Here is a 19,710-nt window from a genome sequence, read left to right as displayed (position 1 = left end):
TAAGACTCACCCTCGGACAGCCCTCCGCCGGGCCTGCCCCAGCCGCCCCGCCGTCACTCAATCGTCAAAGGTCCCCTGATATTCCGGGGCGGCATCCGAGCGCGTATTCAGCTCAAACATGACCCCGCCCGGCGCGCGGCAGAAGAAACGCGACCCGCGGCCATTGTTGAACACATCGGTTTCCATCTTCACGCCCTCTGCCTGGAACCGCGTGTGCAATTCCCGCACGGCGTCCAGGCTCGGCAGCTCAAAGCCGACGTGGAAATTCCGGGGCCAGTCCGGCGCCTCGCCATTGACATGGTCGATCACAACATCAAAGCCGGCTCGCTTGAGGATGCAGGACTTTTCCCACATGCCGGCGAGCGTGAAACCCAGGTGACGCTCGAAGAATTGGGCCGTTGCGAGGGCGTCGGCCGATGGAAAGCTCAGGTGATTGAGCTTCATGCGTTGAGTGATGGCAGTCATCGTCGTTCTCTGTTGGTGGCGGTGGCCCGATGCCGTAACCGCCTGACGACGTCAGAATATTGGCCAAAGCCCACACCCAACAACTCGCATCGAGCCAGGCCGCGCGTTGCCCGCAAACCCTTACCGCAGCTCGGTTTGCAGCGTGATGCTGGCCTTGCCGAACTCGCTTGCTCACATTGCTGACGGCCAAGCCTCGTTTAGCGCCGGCCCGTTCTGGCCAGATAGCCGAACACGGCGGCGCCGACGCGGCGCTCCAGATCGTCAACATCGCGTTCGCCACGCTCACCTGCCGCGTCGACCATGCCGCGAATCATGGCGAACAGGTCATCCGCAGCCACTTGCGGTTGCGGATGCCGAGGCGCGGCACGTCGCACGATCGCGCCGGCGAGCGCCTCAAGGTCGGCGTCATCCGCCTCTTCACGCAAGATGGGGCGGCGCCCCTCTTCCATGTCGAGCAGCTTGGCCAGCACCGGGCGCTGCAACTGTTGCCGCACCGACGCCTGCAGCAACGCCGCCAACGCCGCCTTGCCGCTACGCATGGCCAGCGCCGCGGCGATGTCGTCTTTGAAGCGCGCCTTCTCACGCCGGATGAGGGCCGCCGTGAGCGCATCCTTGCCGGGGAAATATTGATAAAGCGAACCGATGCTGACACCCGCTCGCCGGGCCACCGCGTTGGTATTGAACCCCTCGAACCCGTCCATCTCCAGAACCTGCGCCGCCGCCTCGATGATGACGGCCACCGTTTCCTCAGAACGAGACTGGCTGGGCGCTTTCCTGGGCCGCAGCGTCGTACGTGGCGACCTTGAATTCATGCGAGAGAAGCGTGAACGGATGAGGCAACTGCGTACGCGGTCGGCAGTGGTTGTCGGCAGTCATTCAAGCGGTGCACACCTTGCTCCAGTCGAGGTTCAAATCGATACGGCATAATTTTGAACAAATTTCGAATGCTCCGCACCGCTATGCCGTACGTCGTCACCCAATCCTGCATCCAATGTAAGTACACCGACTGCGTGGCCGTCTGCCCGATGGACTGCTTCCACGCCGGGCCCAACTTCCTCGTCATCGACCCGGATGAATGCATCGACTGCTCGATCTGCGTGCCCGAATGCCCGGTGGGCGCGATCTATCCGGCGGCAGAAGTGCCGGCAGATCAGCAGGAGTTCATTGCTTTGAACGCGCAACTCTCACGCCGCGCCGATTGGCCCCGCCTGACCCAGATGGAGCCGCCACTGCCCGACCATGCGCACTGGGCGCAGGTCAAAGACAAGCGCGATGCCTTGGTCATCAGCACCGAATAACGCCTCCACACGGAACCCCTCATGACCGAACGCATCCTGCTCAGCATCGACGCTGGTGTCGCTGAAGTCTGGCTCAATCGGCCGGACAAGATGAACGCCATCGACCCGGCCATGTTCGAGGCGCTCGTCGCCACGGGCACGCGCTTGATGCATGAGCCGGACCTGCGCGCCGTGGTGCTGTCCGGCGAGGGCCGCGCCTTCTGCGCCGGGCTCGACATGGCCAGCATGGCGAGCCTGGGCAACAACGCAGGAGCAGAAATTGCCGGCGGCCGCCTCGCCAAGCGCACGCATGGTGCAGCCAATCTGCCGCAGTACGCGTGCACCATCTGGCGCGATCTGCCGGTACCTGTGTTGGCAGCCGTGCACGGCGTCGCTTACGGCGGCGGCCTGCAGATTGCCCTGGGCGCGGATGTACGCTACGTGCGCGCCGACACGCGGCTGTCCGTGATGGAAATCAAGTGGGGCCTGGTACCTGACATGGGCGGCATGGCACTCGCGCGCGGACTGGTTCGCCCGGACCGGCTACGCGAGCTGATCTACAGCGGCCGCGTCGTCAACGGCGAAGAGGCCTGCGCCCTAGGCTTGGCCACGCAGGTGGTGGACGATCCGCGCGCGGCGGCACTGGCTGCAGCACGCGAGATCGCACAAAAGAGCCCCGATGCCATTCGCGCCGCCAAACGCCTGCTGCGTGTTGCCGAAGACGGCGACACCGCCGCCATTCTGCTGGCGGAATCGGTCGAGCAGGACCGCTTGATCGGTGGCGCCAACCAGCGTGAGGCAGTGGTTGCCGCGATGGAGAATCGCGCACCGGTCTTTCAACCGGCCGCGACAGACAACTAAGCGCAGGCGACGCACTCAGGCGACAGCGGGCTTGCCGGCCAAAGCCGCACGCATGGCACGCGCGCGGCTCACCACCTCATCGCGCAACGTTGCACGCAAGCCCATCGCAAACGCCGTCTCCGCCACCAGAAATAGCGGGCCAATCACCAGCCCGACCAGATCGTCCACAAACGCCGGTTTGCGCCCCTCGTAATAGTGGCCGACAAACTGGATGATCCAGCCGATCACGAACAGGCCCAGGCCGGCCGACAGCCACGCCGCCGTTGAGTGCCCCGCCACATGGCCCCCCACCCACACGCAGGCGCCGATCAACGCAAACATCACCACGCCGAACGCCGCGTCCAGACGCAGGTAGAACACCGTCACCGCCGCCAGGAGGATGAGCGCGGGCGTCACCGCTACACCGCCGAAGTCCGCCAGCACAGGCCGCGACAGCAAGATCGCCACCGCCAGCACAATGGCCGGAATGCCAACAAAGTGCGTGGCGATATTGCGGCCATCCTGGTGATACGCGGCGTAGTTGGAAAGGTGGTCCGACAGGGTACGCATGGTGGGCTCCTATTTTGTGCGTTTGCAGCATGGACGCTGCCGTTTTCCGCTCGTTATGATCCTTTCATCCTAGTCAGTGGATCGCACTGCGCTCTGTCGCATAGCCGACAAATTGGCCGCCCGAGGCCACCTCTCCGCCCCAGCAACGCCCCATGGATCACCCGATTACGTCATCCGCCGCATCCGACGTCGCGCCATACCGCGAACGCCTGCATGCCAGCAGCTGGTTCGGCTCGCTGGAAACATCATTGCAAGACGCGTTGATCGCCATTGCCACCGTGCGCCGACTGCGTGCCGGCGAAGTGCTGTTCCGGCGCGGCGCCCCGCCGGATGGCCTGTACTGCGTGGTGGAAGGCACGATCTGCATCGGCGCCACCAGCGCAGACGGGCGTGAAGCCTTGCTGGCCGTGTTGGAGCCCGTCAATTGGTTTGGCGAGATCGGCGTATTTGACCGCCAGCCGCGCACGCATGACGCCAGCGCGGATACCGCTGCAACCTTGCTGCACATGCCGCAAGCCGCCCTCATTGCTTTGCTGGAGGCCAACCCGGCGTTGTTGCACGCTTTCGCCCTGCTGCTCACCCACAAGCTGCGCCTGACTTTTACCGTGCTGGAAGAAACCGCCCTGCTGCCCGCCCCCGTGCGCGTGGCCCGTCGCCTGCTACTCATGGCCGAAGGCTATGGCGACCTGCGCCTGGGCACTCGCCGCGTGCTGCGCGTGCCGCAGGAGCAGCTGGCGCAGTTGCTGGCGCTGTCCCGCCAGACCGTCAACCAGGTGCTGAAAGATTTGCAGGCGCGTGGCATCCTCAAACTGGCCTATGGGGAGATCGAGTTACTGGACCTTGAAGGCCTGCAGGCACTGGCTCATACAATCGGCCGGGGGTGAAATTTCATCCAATACCCCTACATGCGGTCAGATAGGACAAATCCTATAATGTGTTCCCACTCGCACATTCGCCCTTCGCATGGTGTGGAGACGGCGATGCGAGTCTTTCTCGAAGAGAACCATCATGCCCCGCCAGACCCCCATCGAGCGCTATCGCAACATCGGCATCTCGGCGCACATCGACGCCGGCAAAACCACCACGACCGAGCGCATCCTGTTCTACACCGGGGTCAACCACAAGATTGGCGAGGTGCATGACGGCGCGGCCACGATGGACTGGATGGAGCAGGAGCAGGAACGGGGCATCACCATCACGTCGGCGGCCACGCACTGCATGTGGCGCGGCATGGCCGGCAACTACCCGGAACACCGCATCAACATCATCGATACCCCGGGCCACGTGGATTTCACCATCGAGGTGGAACGCTCCATGCGCGTGCTGGATGGCGCCTGCATGGTCTACGACTCCGTGGGCGGCGTGCAGCCGCAGTCGGAAACCGTCTGGCGCCAGGCCAACAAGTACAAGGTGCCGCGCATTGCGTTCGTCAACAAGATGGACCGCATCGGCGCGGATTTCTTCCGCGTTGAGCGCCAGATGCGCGAGCGCCTCAAAGGCAACCCGGTGCCGATCCAGATTCCGGTCGGCGCGGAAGACGGTTTTCGCGGCGTGGTTGACCTCGTCAAGATGAAAGAGATCCTGTGGGACGATGCCTCGCAGGGTGTGAAGTTCGAGTACACCGACATCGACCCGGCGCTGCTGGCCACCGCGCAGGAATGGCGCGAAAAGATGGTCGAAGCCGCAGCCGAGGCAGATGAAGAGCTGCTCAACAAATACCTCAGTGGCGAAGAGCTGACCGAGGCAGAGATCAAGCGCGCGCTGCGCGAACGCACGATCAGAGGCGAGATCGTGCCGATGCTGTGCGGCTCGGCCTTCAAGAACAAGGGCGTGCAGGCCATGCTCGATGCGGTGGTCGACTACCTGCCCTCGCCGGTGGACATTCCCGCCATCGTTGGCCACGGCGAGAAGGACGAGCCGCTGGAGCGCCATCCGAGCGACAGCGAGCCGTTCTCCGCGCTCGCCTTCAAGATCATGACCGACCCGTTTGTCGGCCAGCTCGCGTTCTTCCGCGTGTACTCGGGCAAGATCAATTCGGGCGACACGGTTTACAACTCGGTCAAGCAGAAGAAGGAACGCCTGGGCCGCATCCTGCAGATGCACGCCAACCAGCGCGAAGAGATCAAGGAAGTGCTGGCCGGCGACATTGCCGCCGCCGTGGGCCTGAAAGACGTGACGACTGGCGAAACGCTGTGCGATCCAGAACACGTGATCGTGCTCGAGCGCATGGAATTCCCCGAGCCCGTCATCAGCCAGGCCGTGGAGCCCAAGACGAAGGCTGACCAGGAAAAGATGGGCATCGCCCTGAACCGCCTGGCGCAGGAAGACCCGTCGTTCCGCGTGAAGACGGATGAGGAATCCGGCCAGACGATCATCTCGGGCATGGGCGAGTTGCACCTGGAAATTCTGGTCGATCGCATGAAGCGCGAGTTTGGCGTGGAAGCCACGGTTGGCAAGCCGCAGGTGGCCTACCGCGAAACCATCAAGAAGGCCGCCGAAGACGTCGAAGGCAAGTTCGTCAAGCAGTCGGGCGGGCGCGGCCAGTACGGCCATGCCGTCATCACGCTGGAGCCGAACCCAGAAAAGGGCTACGAGTTCATCGACGAGATCAAGGGGGGCGTGATCCCACGCGAGTTCATCCCGGCGGTGGACAAGGGCATCCGCGACACACTCAACACCGGCGTACTGGCCGGCTATCCGGTGGTGGACGTGAAGGTGCGCTTGACCTTCGGCTCATACCACGACGTGGACTCGAACGAAAACGCGTTCCGCATGGCGGGCTCGATGGCCTTCAAGGATGCGATGCGCAAGGCCGGCCCGATCCTGCTTGAGCCGATGATGCACGTGGAAGTGGAAACGCCTGAGGACTACATGGGCAACGTGATGGGGGACTTGTCTTCCCGGCGCGGCATGGTGCAAGGCACGGAAGACATTGCGGGCGGCGGCGGCAAGATCGTCAAGGCCGAGGTGCCGCTGGCTGAGATGTTCGGGTACTCCACCGCGCTGCGCTCCGCCACGCAAGGCCGCGCGACGTACACGATGGAGTTCAAGCACTACGCGGAGGCGCCGCGCAATGTGTCTGAAGCGGTGATCTCGGCCAAGAAGGTCTGACGCTGTTTTCTGTATCCGCTGCGGCCGCCTCGTGCGGCCGCGGTGCTTCCGGGGCTAACCCGCCGGCAGGTTCTCGACGCAGAAATCGATGAACGCGTGCACCTTGGCCGGCAGATAGCGCCGCGACGGATACAGCGCATACAACGCAAAGCGCTCATCCGGCCAGTCAGGAAACAGGTCGACGAGTTGGCCGCTGCGCCGCAGTTCTTCCGTACCCAGCGCCATCACCTGAGCAATGCCCGCCCCCGCCACGCAAGCCGCGTGCATCGTGCGCACGTCCGAGACCATCAACCGCCCGGCAGGCCGGAGCTCGATGCGCTCGGCGCCACGCCAGAACTCCCACTCGTAAGGCCGCCCCGTCACCGGGTTGTAGAACAGGATGCGCTCGTGTGATGGCACGTCGCGCGGGTGCGCGGGTTGCCCATGCTTGGCGATATAGCCTGGCGACGCTACGGTGATGATGCGCGTCTCCACCAGCTTGCGCGCCAGGAACGAGCCCACCGGCGGCGGACCAAAACGGATCGCCAGATCAAACCCATCCGCCACCAGATCGCCCACGTCGTCGCGCATGATGAGCTCCAGCGACAGATCAGGATGGCGCTCCAGAAAACCCGCCACCGGCGTCGCCAGCGCCATCCGCGAGAAAAACGGATCGACGTTCACCCGCAATCGGCCCTGCACCGCGCCAACTGCACCCGAGGCCATCGCCGCGGCATCAGCGATGCCCGTCAGGTGAGGGCTGACTTGCTCATAGAGGCGTCGGCCCTCGTCCGTGAGCGTGAGCGAACGCGTGGTCCGCTCGATCAGGCGCACGCCGATGCGCGCCTCCAGCCGGCTGACCGCACGGCTCACCCCCGACGGCGATAACCCCAGCGCATCGGCCGCGCGTACAAAACTGCCGCTTTCCGCCACGGCGGCCAGCAGCGTGATGCCGGAGAACAATTGCCCATCGAATGTCATGCCACGCCTTTTTGCACGAAATCATTGCGAGAGTTTTTTCACGAATGATTTGCATGGTACGCACTTTATTCAAAGATCGGCAGTCGGCACCATGGCGTCCACTCTTCCGGCAACCCAAAGGAGCCACAAATGCAGCAAGTCGTACATACGCAAGGTGTTTCCATCCCCCGCCTGGGGCTCGGTACATTCCGCGTGCCGAACAACGAATGTCAGCCCGTGGTCGAGAGCGCGCTGGCGCTCGGCTACCGGCATATCGACACCGCCGCCATGTATGCCAACGAAGATGCCGTGGGCGCAGCCATCGCGGCATCGGGTCTGCCGCGCGATGCGGTCTTCGTCACCACCAAGGTCTGGCACGACCAGCTCGCGCCGCGCGCCATTCCGCAGGCGCTGGAGCGCAGCCTTGCCAAATTGAAGCTGGATTACGTCGATTTGTACCTCGTCCACTGGCCGGCGCCCGACATGGACATGGCAGCAACGATGGACGCCATGATGGCGCTGCGCGAAAGCGGCCGCGTACGGGCCATCGGCGTATGCAATTTCACCCTGCCGATGCTCAAAGCTGCGATCGACACGGTCGGCGCGCCGCTGGCCTGCGTGCAGGTGGAATACCACCCGTTTCTGGATCAATCCGCACTGTTGGGCTATCTCGGTGGCAAGGGGATCCCGCTCACCGCCTACGCGCCGCTGGCGCAGGGTCGCGCGGCACAAGACGCCACGCTACAGGCCATCGGCGATAAGTACGGCGTATCGGCATCGCAAGTGGCCATTGCGTGGCTGATGGATCAGCCCGACGTCATCGCCATCCCCAAAGCCCAGCGGCGCGCAAGCCAGCAAGCGAATCTCGATGCACTACGCCTGCGCCTGGACGACGCCGACCGCGCCGCCATTGCCGCGCTGCCCAAGACGCTGCGCTACGTGCAACCCGCCTTCGCGCCGGATTGGGATGTCGTGTCGGCCTAACGCAACCACCTAAGCCACGCGTACACGATGCCCGCCGCAGCGACCAGGAACGGCATCGAGTATGCGTGAAACACCCACCAGGCACGCCGGTCGCCCAGCATGCGCAACGCGATCAGGTTGGCCAAGGAGCCGATCAGCGTACCAAAACCACCCACGCTCACGGCAAAGGCAATGATGGGCCAGTCGTGTGAATACTCAGCCAGCAAAATCGCCGCCGGCACGTTGCTGATGAACTGCGATACGCCAATGCCCGCCCAGTACAGGTGCATCGGGTTACTCAACGCCAGCGCATCCAGTGCCTGCCGCACGACACCAAGCTGCGCCACCAGCCGCAGGTCGATGAACATGAGCACGAACACCAGCAGCAAGCCCCAATCCACGCGTGCCAGCACATAGCGTGCGCCGACGAGGTACAGCACGATCAACCCCGCTGCGGCCGCCAGCGGGTGCCCCAAATCGGTCAACACCAGGAACGGCACGTACAGCACCAGCGCTGGCAAGAGCAGGCGCTTGTGCAGCTCTACGTCGTCGGCCTCGGCATGCAGATGAATCTCTTGCGACGAAAACGCCAGCCACGTCAGCGCCAGTAGCAAAGCCATCAACAGCACCACCATCGGCGCCATCTGCCAGACAAACGCCCCAAACGACAGCCCCGATTGGTGCCACAAGAAGAGGTTCTGCGGATTGCCGATCGGCGTGAGCGCAGAACCAGCATTGACCGCCAGCGCCTCGAATATCACAAGACGCGACACCGGCAGCTTCGCCACTTCTCGCAGGCTCACGGTCAGCGGCACGATCACGAACAGCGCCACATCGTTGGTCAGCACCGTCGAGAGCACCGCCGAAGCTGCAACCAGGCTGAGCGCCAGCACACGCTGGCTACTGACCACCTCGACGAGGCGCCTACCGAGCAGTTGCAGCATCCCGCTGGCTTCGACCGCCTTGGTCAGAATCAGCAACCCGGCCAGCGCGGCGATGGTGTGCCAGTCCACCAAGCTCGGATACTCGGGAATTCGCCGCGGCGCCACGAGCGTAAGCGCGCCGCAAATCGCCAGCAGCGACCAGAAAAAAACGTCCTGCTTGAGGTTGTGCCAGAACGGCGAGTGGGAATGCGCGGCAGACGCGGAAGAAGAAGGCGACACGGCTTCTGCCGTGCGCGAGCGAGGCGGATCGCCGTGCATAGAGACAAAAAAGGAAACGTTGGCGCGGGCGCGCACAAACCAACCGAGCGCGGTTTGCCCGGCGGATTGTACGTGCGCCGGCCTCCGGCGCTCAATCGCAGACCGGGCACGCCTGCTGGGCGCGCCCGATCAAAGGCCGGTGGCTTGGCTCAGGATTCGCGCGAGCCAGAACCCGAGCCGGGGCGGTCCGAACCGCCGCCCGACGTGCCACCCGCACCGGGCCGGTCAGACGTGGCCGTGCGCGAGCGGTCTTCAGTGCTGCCGGCATGCGGCGCGCCCTGTTGGCCCGCTTGGCTATGCGAAGCGCCCGGGTGATACGCCGACTGCGGATGGCGTTCCGGGCCGCGGTACTGGCCCGCCAGCCCATGACCGCCAGTCGATCCACCCATCGAACCCGCTTGACTGACGTCCGAGCTGCCAGCATTGCCGGACAGCGGCTGGGTCGGGTGGCTGGCGATCACGCGTTCGATCTCGGCAACCGCCTCGCGCGGGGCCAATACCACTTCCAGGCCCAGCGCGCCGGCCACGGCCATCAGCGTCGACAGGCGCGGGTCAGCACGACCGGATTCCGCGCGCAAATACGCCTCGCGGGAGATGCCAGCCATCTTGGCCACATCTTCCTGTTTGAGCTTGCGCGACTTGCGCAGACTGTGCAACTGCTTGAAGGGCTGTTCCATCTGTTCGCTCCTGCACCTGAGATGGGAAACACCGCCGGGCCGGGGAGACCCGTGCGATGGGCTGAAAATATGCGGATATCGGGTGGGCTGCACCTTGTCCGCGGTCATACACAGGCGTGGCAGCGGCGCTTTCGTGCCTGTTACGTTGCCGATTGCACACCGTTGCACACGTTTTGGGTGACGGCCTCCGTGATGTGTTTTCTACAGAGTAGACGTAATTTCGACTGCACCCAACATTGACGCGTGATGAAAGCGCATCCCGCCATGCCTCCTCTTGGTGACACGCCCGACGGGCTGTCGGTTCCCTCGCAAATGCCGCTTTCTGCGCTTGATGCACCGTTTTTGTGATGCATCAAGCGCAAATCGTGGCATCTGCACCCTGATCCGTCGATCCGCGCTTGCCCTATCCGTCAATCGGAGGAGAGCACGGCGGGAGAGAACCGTCGGGGCCTCCTACGTCACGGACGAGGCACTGCGCGCGGTTTCCGTCACGCAAATGCCGTGCCGGGACGTGACGCGGCGGCCGGTTGGCGGCGGGACAAAAAGCTCAGTGGAAGTCGCGGCTGGAGGTCGCCAGGCGGCCCAGAAGTGGGGTCAGATCAACTAAGTGCTGGGCGACGAGGTGACGGGTCTCGCGCTCGCACTGCCATTTGCCGTAGACGCCCAGCAATTGGGCGTGCAGCACTTCCCGGCGCTGGCGCTCGATCAGGTGCGGCCAGAGGATGACGTTGATGGCGCCGGTTTCGTCTTCAATGGAGACGAAAATCGTACCGTTGGCCGTGCCAGGCCGCTGCCGCACGGTGACCAGACCGCAGGCGCGCGCCAGTTGCCCGTTGCGGTAACCCGCCAGCGTGGCGGCCGTGGCAAAGCGCATGCGCGAGAGGCGATCCCGCAGCAGGCTCACCGGATGGCTTTGCAGCGACAGACCCAGGCTGCCGTAATCGGCCAACACCTCTTCGCCGATGGGCGGTGCAGGCAACACGAGCGGCGGCTCCACCGGGCGGGCTTGGCGCAGCAAGGCGTGGTCGTGGCCGGGCTCCTGCAGAGCGAGCGTTTGCCATAGCGCCTGCCGGCGGTGGCCGGCCAGCGGTTTGAGCGCGTTGGCGGCCGCCAGCACGTTCAAGTCGTGGCGATCGAGGTCAGCACGGTGTGCGAGGTCATCGACGCTGGTGAACGGCGCTTGGGCACGGGCTGCTTCGATACGCTCGGCCGCCGGTTGACGCATGCCTCGGATGCGGTTGAAACCGAGGCGGATATCGGGTTGCCCGGTGCCGTCGTCGTCGGCACGGGAATGCAACGTGCTGTCCCACTCGCTGGTCGTGACGTCCACCGGCAGCACCCGCACGTGGCTGCGCCGCGCTTCCTGTACCAGTTGCGATGGCGAATAGAACCCCATCGGCTGGCTGTTGAGCAGCGCTGCAAAAAACGCGGCCGGCTCGTGGCACTTCAAGTAGCTGCTGATATAGGCCAGCTTGGCAAAGCCAGCGGCGTGACTCTCGGGAAAGCCGTATTCGGCAAAGCCTTCCATCTGATCGCACAGCGCTTTGACGAACGCTTGGTCATAGCCCTTCTCTTCCACCATCACCCGGAGCAACCGCTCCTGATGTTGCGTGAGATTGCCCTTGCGCTTCCAGGCGGCCATGTCGCGGCGCAGACGGTCGGCCTCATCGGGGGTGAAGTCCGCCGCGTCAATGGCGATCTGCATGACCTGCTCCTGGAAGATCGGCACACCGAGCGTGCGCTTGAGCACGCCCTCCACCTCCTTGCCGGGATACGTCACGCAATCGGTTTGCCCGTTGCGCACGGCTTCGCGCCGCTGCAGGTACGGATGCACCATACCGCCCTGGATTGGCCCAGGGCGCACGATGGCGACTTGGATCACCAAGTCGTAGTACGTTTCGGGCCGCAATCGCGGCAGCATCGACTGCTGTGCGCGCGATTCGATCTGGAATACGCCGATGGTGTCGGCGCGGCAAATCATCTCGTAGGTTTTCTTGTCCTCATCGCGGATGTTCTGCATGGCGATCTTGCCATCGGCACCGTAGTGCTCACGCCGCCCTGGCAGCGCATCGACCATATCCAGCGTGCGGCGGACGGCGGTGAGCATGCCCAGCGCCAGCACGTCCACCTTCAACAGGCGCAGCGATTCAAGATCGTCCTTGTCCCACTGGATGACGCGGCGGTTTTCCATGGCCGCGTTTTCGATCGGCACCAGGCGGGAAAGCTTGCCCTGCGCAATCACGAACCCACCCACGTGCTGCGACAGATGGCGCGGGAAGCCACGCAGCTGGTCTACCAGTTGGGCCCAGCGCAACACCAGTGGCGACTCCGGATCCAGCCCCTGCTGCCCGGCGCGCTGAGCGAACTCCTTGCGGCTGTCCCACCACGCTTGTCCCTTGGTCACCTGCTCGATGATGCCCAGATCGATGCCCAGCGCGCGGCCAACGTCGCGCAATGCGCTGCGTGTGCGGTAGGTGATGAGCGCAGCTGCCAGCGCGGTGCGCGTCACGCCGTATTTTTCGTAGATGTACTGGATGACGACTTCGCGGCGCTGGTGCTCGAAATCGACGTCGATGTCGGGCGGCTCGTTGCGCGCACGTGAAAGAAAGCGCGCAAACAGCGTGTTGCCGCTTTCCGGGTTGACCTCGGTAATACCCAAGCAGTAGCACACCGCCGAGTTGGCCGCCGAACCACGCCCCTGGCAGAGAATCTCTTGACTGCGGGCAAATTTCACCACGTCATAGACGGTGAGGAAGAACGGCTCGTAACGCAATTCCGAAATCAGCCCAAGCTCTTCTTCAATCTGTTCGCGCACCTTGCTGGGGATGCCCTTCGGATAGCGCAGAGCAGCACCCGCCTCCACTTCGGCCCGCAGGTATTGGGCTGGCGTCATACCCTCGGGCACGACTTCGCTCGGGTATTCGTATTCGATCTCGTCGAGCTCGAACGTGCACAGGCGCGCCAGCTCCACAGAGCGCTGCAACGCCTGCTCACCGCGCTTGCCCCGATAGAAGAACGCGAGTTGCATGCGCGTGCGCATGGCTTGCTCGGCGCTGGGAGCGAGTTCCAGCCCGCACTCCGCAAGCGGCTTGGACAGGCGGATGGCCGTCAGCACGTCGTGCAGGGGCTTGCGCTGGCGCGTGTGCATCTGCACGCCACCGGTGGCAACCATGGGTACATCGGTCTGCTCCGACACGGCCGCCACCGTGCCGCGATGGCGGTCGTCCGCATGGCGCAGCGGCATCTCCAACGCAATCGATAGCCGATCGCCAAACACGCGCTGGCACCACAGCGTCTGGGCCAGCAGATGCTGCGGATCGGGGTCGTAGTCGGGTAGCAGGATCGCCAGACAGCGAGGGACGCCGCACAGGTGGGCGAGCTCGCCTTGCGGTGCGGCCAGATCGTCAGCCAGCAGGTGGTACTCGCCCTTGGGCGCCGCCAGCCGTGCGTGTGTGATGACCTCGCTCAAGTTGCCGTAGCCATCGATATCTTGCGCCAGCAGCACCAGCCGCAGCCAGGGTTCGCCTTGCGCGTCCCGCACGGTAAAGCGGCTGCCGATGATGAGCTTCAGCTCCTCATCCCTGGCTGCCACGAGTGCGCGCGCGGTGCCGGCCACAGAGCATTCGTCCGTGAGCGCCAGCGCTTGGTAGCCGTACAGCTTGGCACGCTCCACCAACTCGTGCGGATGCGACGCGCCGGTCAGGAACGTGAAGTTGCTGATGCAATGCAGCTCCGCATACTCGGGCAGGAGGATGGACGTTGGCGTGGTCGCAGCCATGATGTGCCTAGCCAAACAGGCCGTGCAGATACCAGCGGCCGTCTTCGTCGCTGGTCTGGGCAGCGGCGGAAACGCGTTCGCGGTAGAGCCAGTAACGCACGCCGCCCTCCCCTTCTGCGATGAAGTAGTCGCGCTTGATGAGCTCGTCATCCCACCAGCCCGATTCAATACGCTCGGGCATCGACACCAGCCGCAACGGCCCGCGGTAATACGGATAGTGCTGACGCGTCAGCAGCGGGATCGGCTTCTCCAGCAGCCACAGCGGGCGCTCGGGCTGTTGCGCGTGCCATTGCGCAAGCGCCTGGCGCGCGGCGGCACGGCTCTGGGCCGTCGTGGCGGCGTTCACGTCGACCCAGTGGTTGGCGCGCTCGGGGCGGTGGTCAGCACACGGTTGCGGGTGCCGCACGTTGCCGGCACCCAGCCGGGCGATGAGCGTGTCGATCAGGCGGGCCGCATCTTCGGCGCGTCCGCCTGGCTCGGGGAACAACGACGCCGTGGGCGGAGCAACCGGCGTGGCGTCAGTCACCGTCAAACGCAGTTCAACCACTGGCGCAATCAACGTGAGCCGATGCACGCGTTCGTGCAGCACACGGGATAGATGCGCCAACGTGCGGACCGGCTGGGCCAGCGCGATCTCCACCGGCGTGGCGGACGCGGCATCTTCACTGCTCCGACCGCGCCGGCGTTCGTGTTCCAGCGTGAGCCGATACGTCTTGGCACCCAGTTGATGCGCCGACAACCAGCCGACCAGCTGCAGCAGCAGTTGCTCCGATGCCGCCAGCACCCCTTCCGCGCTGTCGATGCGGCCGGGCAGCTCCAGCGGCACATCAAAGCGCAGTGGCGCGGCAAACCACGTGAAACTCTCGTGTCCGCTGCCATACGCCGCGTCCAGCGTATCCACCAACAGCGCCCCGCAGCGACGGCGCAGCCCCGCGCGTGGCAAATCGCGCAAGTCGGCCAAGGTGCGGCAACCCAGGCCTTCGAGCCACTCGGGCCGCGTAAGGCGGGCTACCGCATCGACTGACAACTGGTCCAGCAACGAAGACAAGCGCTCCTGCCGCACAGCGCGCCGCACGCAACCCTGGCGTACCGCACGCCGACGCCCGCGCCCTGGTGCCGGTCGCGTACTGGCCAACCATGCCGCGCCACGTGCCGTCGGCCCGGTGCCAAGCTGCGGCATGGCACCCAGCCGAATCGCGCAATACTTCACCGCCCGGCACAGCGCGCGATGTCCGCCAAACAGGCGCAGGCTGGCTTCGACCTCCAACAGCACGGTCGCCTCGCTCACCACATCCAAGGTGACATGTGGCGTGAAGGCCAGCAGCGCCAGCGCCAGCGACTGCATCAGCCGCGCCTCGGCGGCTAGATCGCGCTCCAACTGAACGGCATGCGGCACCAGTGCCTGCGCGCCCGCCCGCCGCAAGCCAGCGTGCACGCCTTCGCGCATCGCCAAGCGGTTGGCTGCCACCACGCGCTCCTGCTCTAGCACCACCACCGGCAGAGGCAACGCAGCGGGGTCAGACCACAGGGGACGAAGTGCGTCGAGGGGCAGACGGGGCAGATGCACCGCGATCCAGAACGGCATGATCGGAGGCGTCCTGATCAGCAGCGCCCGATACGGCATCGAGCGCAGCAAAAGACGAAGGAGACGAAAGCGCGGCCAGCAACGCCGCAGTGGCCGGGTCCATGGTGAAGGTTTCAGTAGACGGCTCGGGCAACGGGCGTACGGAGGCGCGGCCAGCCTGCAGCGGATCGGCCAGCGGCAGCAGCAACGGTGTTTCGCGCAACGGCCCGCGCCGCTTATGGAAGCGGATGGACAGCGCATCCCCACCCGCCGGCTCCAGCCCCAGCCGCAGCACCGCCGGCGACGACTCGCGCAGCGCCTGCTCTGGCCGGAACACCCAGATCGCGCTCTCGCCGGCTTGCGCCAGCACCTGCAGCCGACGCAGCGCCCCGGGGCGCACCTGGTTCAGCCAGATCAGTACGCCGCCAAAGGCTTGGCTGCGCACGATCTGCTCGGCGGCCCATAGCAGGTCAGCCGGTTTGTCAGCGCGCACCCAGACGATCTGTTCAGGAGAGAAATCCCAACCGACGAGTCGCACGGCATTCGGCAGATAAGGCGGGCCGACCAAGGCAATGCGCCCCGCACTCTCGCACAGGGTGGATAAAGCCGGACGCAGCAGCCGGCATTCGCCAATGCCGGGTTGCAGGCACAGCAACTCCGTCAGTCCGCCAAGGGGCCAGCCGCCGCCAGGCAGTTCGGCATTCAACGCGTCATAACCCGTCGTCAGAACACGCCCACCACCTCGCGCCAGGCTGCCGGCACGCCACAGCGCCGGGTGCAGCGTTTCGGGCGCTGGTACTATCCGGGCTCTTTGCGTAGGCAGGCGCGGCCCGTGCACCGCCGTCCCAGGGGCGACGAGGCAATCCGCTTCACTTTCAGCGGGAAAAAGAGACGGGGACGACGCAAACATGGAAAGCGCAAGGCAAGCCGCGAATACTGTATGGATATACAGTATCACAACTTCCGCCCTACGTTGCCCTGTTTCTAAAGCATCCTCGTGCTTCTTCTTTCTGACAGACCCACCAGTGAAACCGGACCAGCGTTACCCTGTTTAACATTGCCGGGCGTTCCCGATCCAGCCACCTCGTCACCGAGGTGCCACCGAATCCATTTAGAGAAAACCGTGTTCACTTGCATCAACCAAAGCTGCCGCGCGCAGTGGGAGCCGTCCGACGTCGTCATCAAGGATGAGGGCCAGGGGCCACTGTTCCGCTGCGCGCTATGCGGCGCGCGCAACTATGTCAAACGCGTCGAAACCAAAGACAGCCGGGTCATCTACAAGCAAATCGAAGGCAAGCCGCTCAAGTGATCCAACGCAATAACATGACCATCGAACCGACCGCCACGCCCTTCAGCACCCTTGCGCTCGCGCCTGCTGTGCTCGCGAATCTCGCGCAGCTGGGCTACACCGACATGACGCCGATCCAGGCCGCGAGCCTGCCGATTGCGCTTGCAGGCCACGACCTGATCGCGCAGGCGAAGACCGGCAGCGGCAAGACCGCGGCGTTCTCGCTCCCGCTGCTCACGCGGCTCGACGCCCGCCGTTTCGACGTGCAAGCGATGGTGCTCTGCCCGACGCGCGAACTCGCCGATCAGGTTGCGCAGGAAGTCCGCCGCCTCGCACGCGCCGAAGAAAACGTGAAGGTGCTGACGCTCTGCGGCGGCACGCCGATGCGTCCGCAGGCGGAGAGCCTCGAGCACGGCGCGCATATCGTCGTCGGCACGCCGGGGCGCATCATGGACCATCTCGAACGCGGCAACCTCACGCTCGGTGCGCTGAAGACGCTCGTGCTCGACGAAGCGGACCGGATGCTCGACATGGGCTTCTTCGACGATATCGCGACGGTTGTGCGCCAGTGCCCGACCGACCGGCAGACGCTGCTGTTCTCGGCGACCTACCCGGACGGGATCGCGAAGCTGAGCCAGCGCATCCTGCGCAACCCCAAAGAAGTGAAGCTCGAAGAACGCCACGATGACAGCAAGATTCGTCAGCGCTTCTACGAGGTGCCGGACAACCAGCGGCTGCATGCGGTCGGGCGGCTGCTCAAGCACTACCGGCCGGTCAGCACGCTGGCGTTCTGCAACACGAAGCAGCAATGCCGCGACCTGCTCGACGTGCTGCGCGCGCAGGGCATTCACGCGCTTGCACTGCATGGCGAACTTGAGCAGCGCGAGCGCGATCAGGTGCTGATCCAGTTTGCGAACCGGAGCTGCTCGGTGCTCGTGGCAACCGACGTTGCCGCCCGTGGGCTCGACATCGCGCAACTCGAAGCGGTGATCAACGTTGACGTGACGCCCGACCCCGAAGTGCACGTGCATCGGATTGGCCGCACGGGCCGCGCCGACGAGAACGGCTGGGCGCTGAGCCTGGCGAGCATGGACGAGATGGGGCGCGTCGGCAATATCGAAGAGGCGCTCGGGCGCGAGGTCGAATGGCACAAGCTCGACGAGCTGGATGCTGGCAACGACGCCCCGCTGCTGCCGCCCATGGAAACGCTGCAGATTCTCGGCGGCCGCAAGGAGAAGATCCGCCCCGGCGATGTGCTCGGCGCGCTGACCGGCGACGCGGGCTTTCGCGGCGACCAGATCGGCAAGATCAACGTGACGGAGTTTTCGACCTATGTCGCGGTGGAGCACAGCATTGCACGCGATGCGCTGCGCAAGCTCAACGGGGGCACAGTCAAGGGCAAGAAGGTCAGGGTCCGGTTGATGGACTGACAACCACCGCGCCCGCAAGGCAAAAAAGGCCGCTCCAACCTCAGTCGGAGCGGCCTTTTTTCTATGGATTGCCCGTCAGCGCTTGGCCGGCGCCTTGCACAACGCCTGGTTGTACAGAATCGCCTTGCTGGTCGAGGCGTAGTTTTCGGCATCGCACGGGGGCAGGAAGCTGGAACTGTCGCCCTGCGAGCGCACGGCCACGGTATCGGATAGCGCCGCCAGGCATTGCGCGTTGTCGCCGCGGTGGTATTCCGTGACGGCGAGGTCGCTGCGGGCCTTGTCGCGTTCGATCCAGTCCATGAAGGTGTCGCATTCGGAGAGCAACGCACGCAGCGTTGTGCGGGCGGCGTCGTAGTTCTTGGCGGCGTATTGCTTGTGCGCCTGACCGATGCGCGCCGTGCGCTGGCGATCGGTACAGGCGGCTGGCGCGCGGCGGTATTCGCCGTCGAACATGGCACGCATGCCGCAGAAGTCGCGGCAGGCATCTTGTGTGGCGGAGGTGTCCACTTTGAGCGTGCCATCGTTCGATACGCTTGAGATGGCAATGCGGCAGGCGTCGGCTACGCCGGTGCGGCCTTTGAGCGTGCCATCCACCGAACACGAATGGCAATTCCCACCCATGGTTTCGATGTTGAAACGGTTGCCCTTGATGCTGAGGATGCCGTGCGCGCTGCCGCCTTCCACATAGACGTACTCGCCGGGCTCGACCGTCGGCGTTGAGCCAGCCGCCATGGCCAGCGTGCTCGCCGAAAGGCCCAGGATCATCAATGCGCGCCGCATCCGCATGCCGAGTGTCATCGTCTTCACTCCAGATTGTGTGGGCGCAATTCTGGCGGTGGCGGCTGCTATTGCGCAACCGCCAGCACGGTCAACGATGCGGTGAATCAGATATGCAGCATCGCCAGCACGGCCAGCACGCCACCAACGGCACCCACGCCATATGACAGCCCCTGCAGCCAGCGGCGGCGCGACAGCAGCGTGATGGCCGCCAGCGCAATCGACACCTGAATGGCGACCACCGCCTGCGCCCACCGGTGGTGATGGTGCACGGCAAGTTCGCTGGCTTCATCGGCCTCTTTGGCCTGGCGCTCCTGGTCTTCGGCCTGGCGGCGAATGTCTTCTTTCTCGGCGGCGTAGCGTTGCGCGTCGCGTTTGGCGGCGGCCTGGTCGGTACCGGGCAGTTGCGCGGTCAATTCAGCAATCGCCTGCTTCTGCCCCTTGGCCTGGTAGTAGGCCCAACGGTTGGCGGCCTCGGTTTTGTGGATGGCGGCTTCGTTCTTGGCGAGCAGCGCGGCGTTTTGCGTGGCGCCACCCTGGTAACCGAAGATGGCCCCAGCCGTCAACAGAATGGCTGTCATGACGGCGATACGGCCGGCAAAGCTATCGGCGTGGCCGCTTTCTGCAGCGTGTTCAAGCACGTGGTCGTGCGCCCCGTGCACGTGGAATCCTTCAGACATGTTGTTCCCCGTTTGATCTTGTGGTCCTGCGCCTGAGTTCCCGCTCGGCGCGGGGCTCACAATGCATGGACTTGCCGGGAAACGCAACGCCCTGGCACGCAGCCAGTTCGCCCGGTCCGAATTGCCTAGGCGACAAAGAGACCGCCGTG

The 19,710-nt window shown here is 64.7% G+C and carries 19 protein-coding genes; 7 read left to right on the top strand and 12 right to left on the bottom strand.

The annotated features are described in order from the left end of the window. Nucleotides 1–57 precede the first annotated feature (57 nt). The 3 genes from ACS7SF_RS27100 to ACS7SF_RS27090 all read right to left on the bottom strand — a co-directional run bounded on the left by ACS7SF_RS27100 (nucleotide 58) and on the right by ACS7SF_RS27090 (nucleotide 1,341). The gene (locus tag ACS7SF_RS27100; protein WP_439893544.1) at nucleotides 58–465 is read right to left on the bottom strand and encodes a VOC family protein; all 408 of its coding nucleotides are present in this window, start codon (nucleotides 463–465) and stop codon (nucleotides 58–60) included. 197 nt (nucleotides 466–662) lie between these two features. After that, the gene (locus ACS7SF_RS27095; protein WP_439893543.1) at nucleotides 663–1,205 is read right to left on the bottom strand and encodes a TetR/AcrR family transcriptional regulator; all 543 of its coding nucleotides are present in this window, start codon (nucleotides 1,203–1,205) and stop codon (nucleotides 663–665) included. A gap of 7 nt (nucleotides 1,206–1,212) precedes the next feature. Beyond that, a complete protein-coding gene (locus tag ACS7SF_RS27090) occupies nucleotides 1,213–1,341 on the bottom strand; it encodes a hypothetical protein (RefSeq protein WP_439893542.1) in 129 nt (42 codons plus the stop codon). A gap of 83 nt (nucleotides 1,342–1,424) precedes the next feature. Here ACS7SF_RS27090 and fdxA point away from each other — a divergent pair, with 83 nt between their 5' ends. After that, a complete protein-coding gene (gene fdxA, locus ACS7SF_RS27085) occupies nucleotides 1,425–1,763 on the top strand; it encodes a ferredoxin FdxA (protein ID WP_439894493.1) in 339 nt (112 codons plus the stop codon). 21 nt (nucleotides 1,764–1,784) lie between these two features. Next, entirely contained in the window at nucleotides 1,785–2,603 is an 819-nt protein-coding gene (locus ACS7SF_RS27080) for a crotonase/enoyl-CoA hydratase family protein (protein ID WP_439893541.1), read from the top strand. Nucleotides 2,604–2,618: 15 nt separating this feature from the next. Here the strand turns inward: ACS7SF_RS27080 and ACS7SF_RS27075 are convergent, their stop codons facing one another. Next, nucleotides 2,619–3,152 carry a DUF962 domain-containing protein gene (locus ACS7SF_RS27075; RefSeq protein ID WP_439893540.1) on the bottom strand — a complete coding sequence of 178 codons (534 nt, stop codon included), beginning with the start codon at nucleotides 3,150–3,152 and terminating at the stop codon, nucleotides 2,619–2,621. Between the two features lie 152 nt (nucleotides 3,153–3,304). Here ACS7SF_RS27075 and ACS7SF_RS27070 point away from each other — a divergent pair, with 152 nt between their 5' ends. Both ACS7SF_RS27070 and fusA read left to right on the top strand, forming a co-directional pair. Continuing rightward, on the top strand, nucleotides 3,305–4,036 hold the full coding sequence (locus ACS7SF_RS27070) for a Crp/Fnr family transcriptional regulator (protein ID WP_439893539.1): 732 nt from the start codon (nucleotides 3,305–3,307) through the stop codon (nucleotides 4,034–4,036). Between the two features lie 124 nt (nucleotides 4,037–4,160). Continuing rightward, nucleotides 4,161–6,263 (top strand): elongation factor G, encoded by a 2,103-nt coding sequence (fusA, locus tag ACS7SF_RS27065; RefSeq protein ID WP_439893538.1) that lies wholly within the window; start codon nucleotides 4,161–4,163, stop codon nucleotides 6,261–6,263. Between the two features lie 54 nt (nucleotides 6,264–6,317). On the opposite strand, the gene ACS7SF_RS27060 is transcribed toward fusA, so the two are convergent. Next, a complete protein-coding gene (locus tag ACS7SF_RS27060) occupies nucleotides 6,318–7,223 on the bottom strand; it encodes a LysR family transcriptional regulator (RefSeq protein WP_439893537.1) in 906 nt (301 codons plus the stop codon). 129 nt (nucleotides 7,224–7,352) lie between these two features. On the opposite strand from ACS7SF_RS27060, the gene ACS7SF_RS27055 reads away from it, so the two are divergent. Then, nucleotides 7,353–8,186, top strand: coding sequence for an aldo/keto reductase (locus ACS7SF_RS27055; RefSeq protein WP_439893536.1), 834 nt, complete (start codon nucleotides 7,353–7,355; stop codon nucleotides 8,184–8,186). On the opposite strand, the gene ACS7SF_RS27050 is transcribed toward ACS7SF_RS27055, so the two are convergent. The 5 genes from ACS7SF_RS27050 to imuA form a co-directional block, all read right to left on the bottom strand. Then, entirely contained in the window at nucleotides 8,183–9,367 is a 1,185-nt protein-coding gene (locus ACS7SF_RS27050; protein WP_439893535.1) for an SLC13 family permease, read from the bottom strand. The two genes, ACS7SF_RS27055 and ACS7SF_RS27050, sit on opposite strands and share 4 nt — an antisense overlap. A gap of 149 nt (nucleotides 9,368–9,516) precedes the next feature. After that, entirely contained in the window at nucleotides 9,517–10,044 is a 528-nt protein-coding gene (locus tag ACS7SF_RS27045; RefSeq protein ID WP_439893534.1) for a helix-turn-helix domain-containing protein, read from the bottom strand. 547 nt (nucleotides 10,045–10,591) lie between these two features. After that, nucleotides 10,592–13,822: an error-prone DNA polymerase gene (locus tag ACS7SF_RS27040; protein WP_439893533.1), complete on the bottom strand. Its 3,231-nt coding sequence runs from the start codon at nucleotides 13,820–13,822 to the stop codon at nucleotides 10,592–10,594. 7 nt (nucleotides 13,823–13,829) lie between these two features. Continuing rightward, nucleotides 13,830–15,407, bottom strand: coding sequence for a Y-family DNA polymerase (locus tag ACS7SF_RS27035; RefSeq protein ID WP_439893532.1), 1,578 nt, complete (start codon nucleotides 15,405–15,407; stop codon nucleotides 13,830–13,832). Continuing rightward, complete coding sequence (gene imuA / locus ACS7SF_RS27030; RefSeq protein ID WP_439893531.1) at nucleotides 15,340–16,296, bottom strand: translesion DNA synthesis-associated protein ImuA; 957 nt, start codon at nucleotides 16,294–16,296, stop codon at nucleotides 15,340–15,342. The genes ACS7SF_RS27035 and imuA overlap by 68 nt, the downstream gene beginning before the upstream one ends. A gap of 213 nt (nucleotides 16,297–16,509) precedes the next feature. Here imuA and ACS7SF_RS27025 point away from each other — a divergent pair, with 213 nt between their 5' ends. Both ACS7SF_RS27025 and dbpA read left to right on the top strand, forming a co-directional pair. Continuing rightward, on the top strand, nucleotides 16,510–16,695 hold the full coding sequence (locus ACS7SF_RS27025) for a hypothetical protein (RefSeq protein ID WP_439893530.1): 186 nt from the start codon (nucleotides 16,510–16,512) through the stop codon (nucleotides 16,693–16,695). 14 nt (nucleotides 16,696–16,709) lie between these two features. After that, nucleotides 16,710–18,104, top strand: a complete 1,395-nt coding sequence (gene dbpA, locus ACS7SF_RS27020) for an ATP-dependent RNA helicase DbpA (RefSeq protein ID WP_439893529.1) — start codon at nucleotides 16,710–16,712, stop codon at nucleotides 18,102–18,104. A 75-nt stretch (nucleotides 18,105–18,179) separates the two neighbouring features. On the opposite strand, the gene ACS7SF_RS27015 is transcribed toward dbpA, so the two are convergent. Both ACS7SF_RS27015 and ACS7SF_RS27010 read right to left on the bottom strand, forming a co-directional pair. Then, the gene (locus ACS7SF_RS27015) at nucleotides 18,180–18,884 is read right to left on the bottom strand and encodes a hypothetical protein (protein WP_439894492.1); all 705 of its coding nucleotides are present in this window, start codon (nucleotides 18,882–18,884) and stop codon (nucleotides 18,180–18,182) included. A gap of 104 nt (nucleotides 18,885–18,988) precedes the next feature. After that, a complete protein-coding gene (locus tag ACS7SF_RS27010) occupies nucleotides 18,989–19,561 on the bottom strand; it encodes a DUF4337 domain-containing protein (protein WP_439893528.1) in 573 nt (190 codons plus the stop codon). Nucleotides 19,562–19,710 lie beyond the last annotated feature (149 nt).

Origin of the sequence: Ralstonia sp. 25C, from assembly GCF_051904805.1 — a bacterium.
GTDB lineage: Bacteria > Pseudomonadota > Gammaproteobacteria > Burkholderiales > Burkholderiaceae > Ralstonia.
The sequence above is the reverse complement of the archived record's forward strand: the minus strand, read 5'-3'. Positions and strand labels throughout refer to the sequence as shown.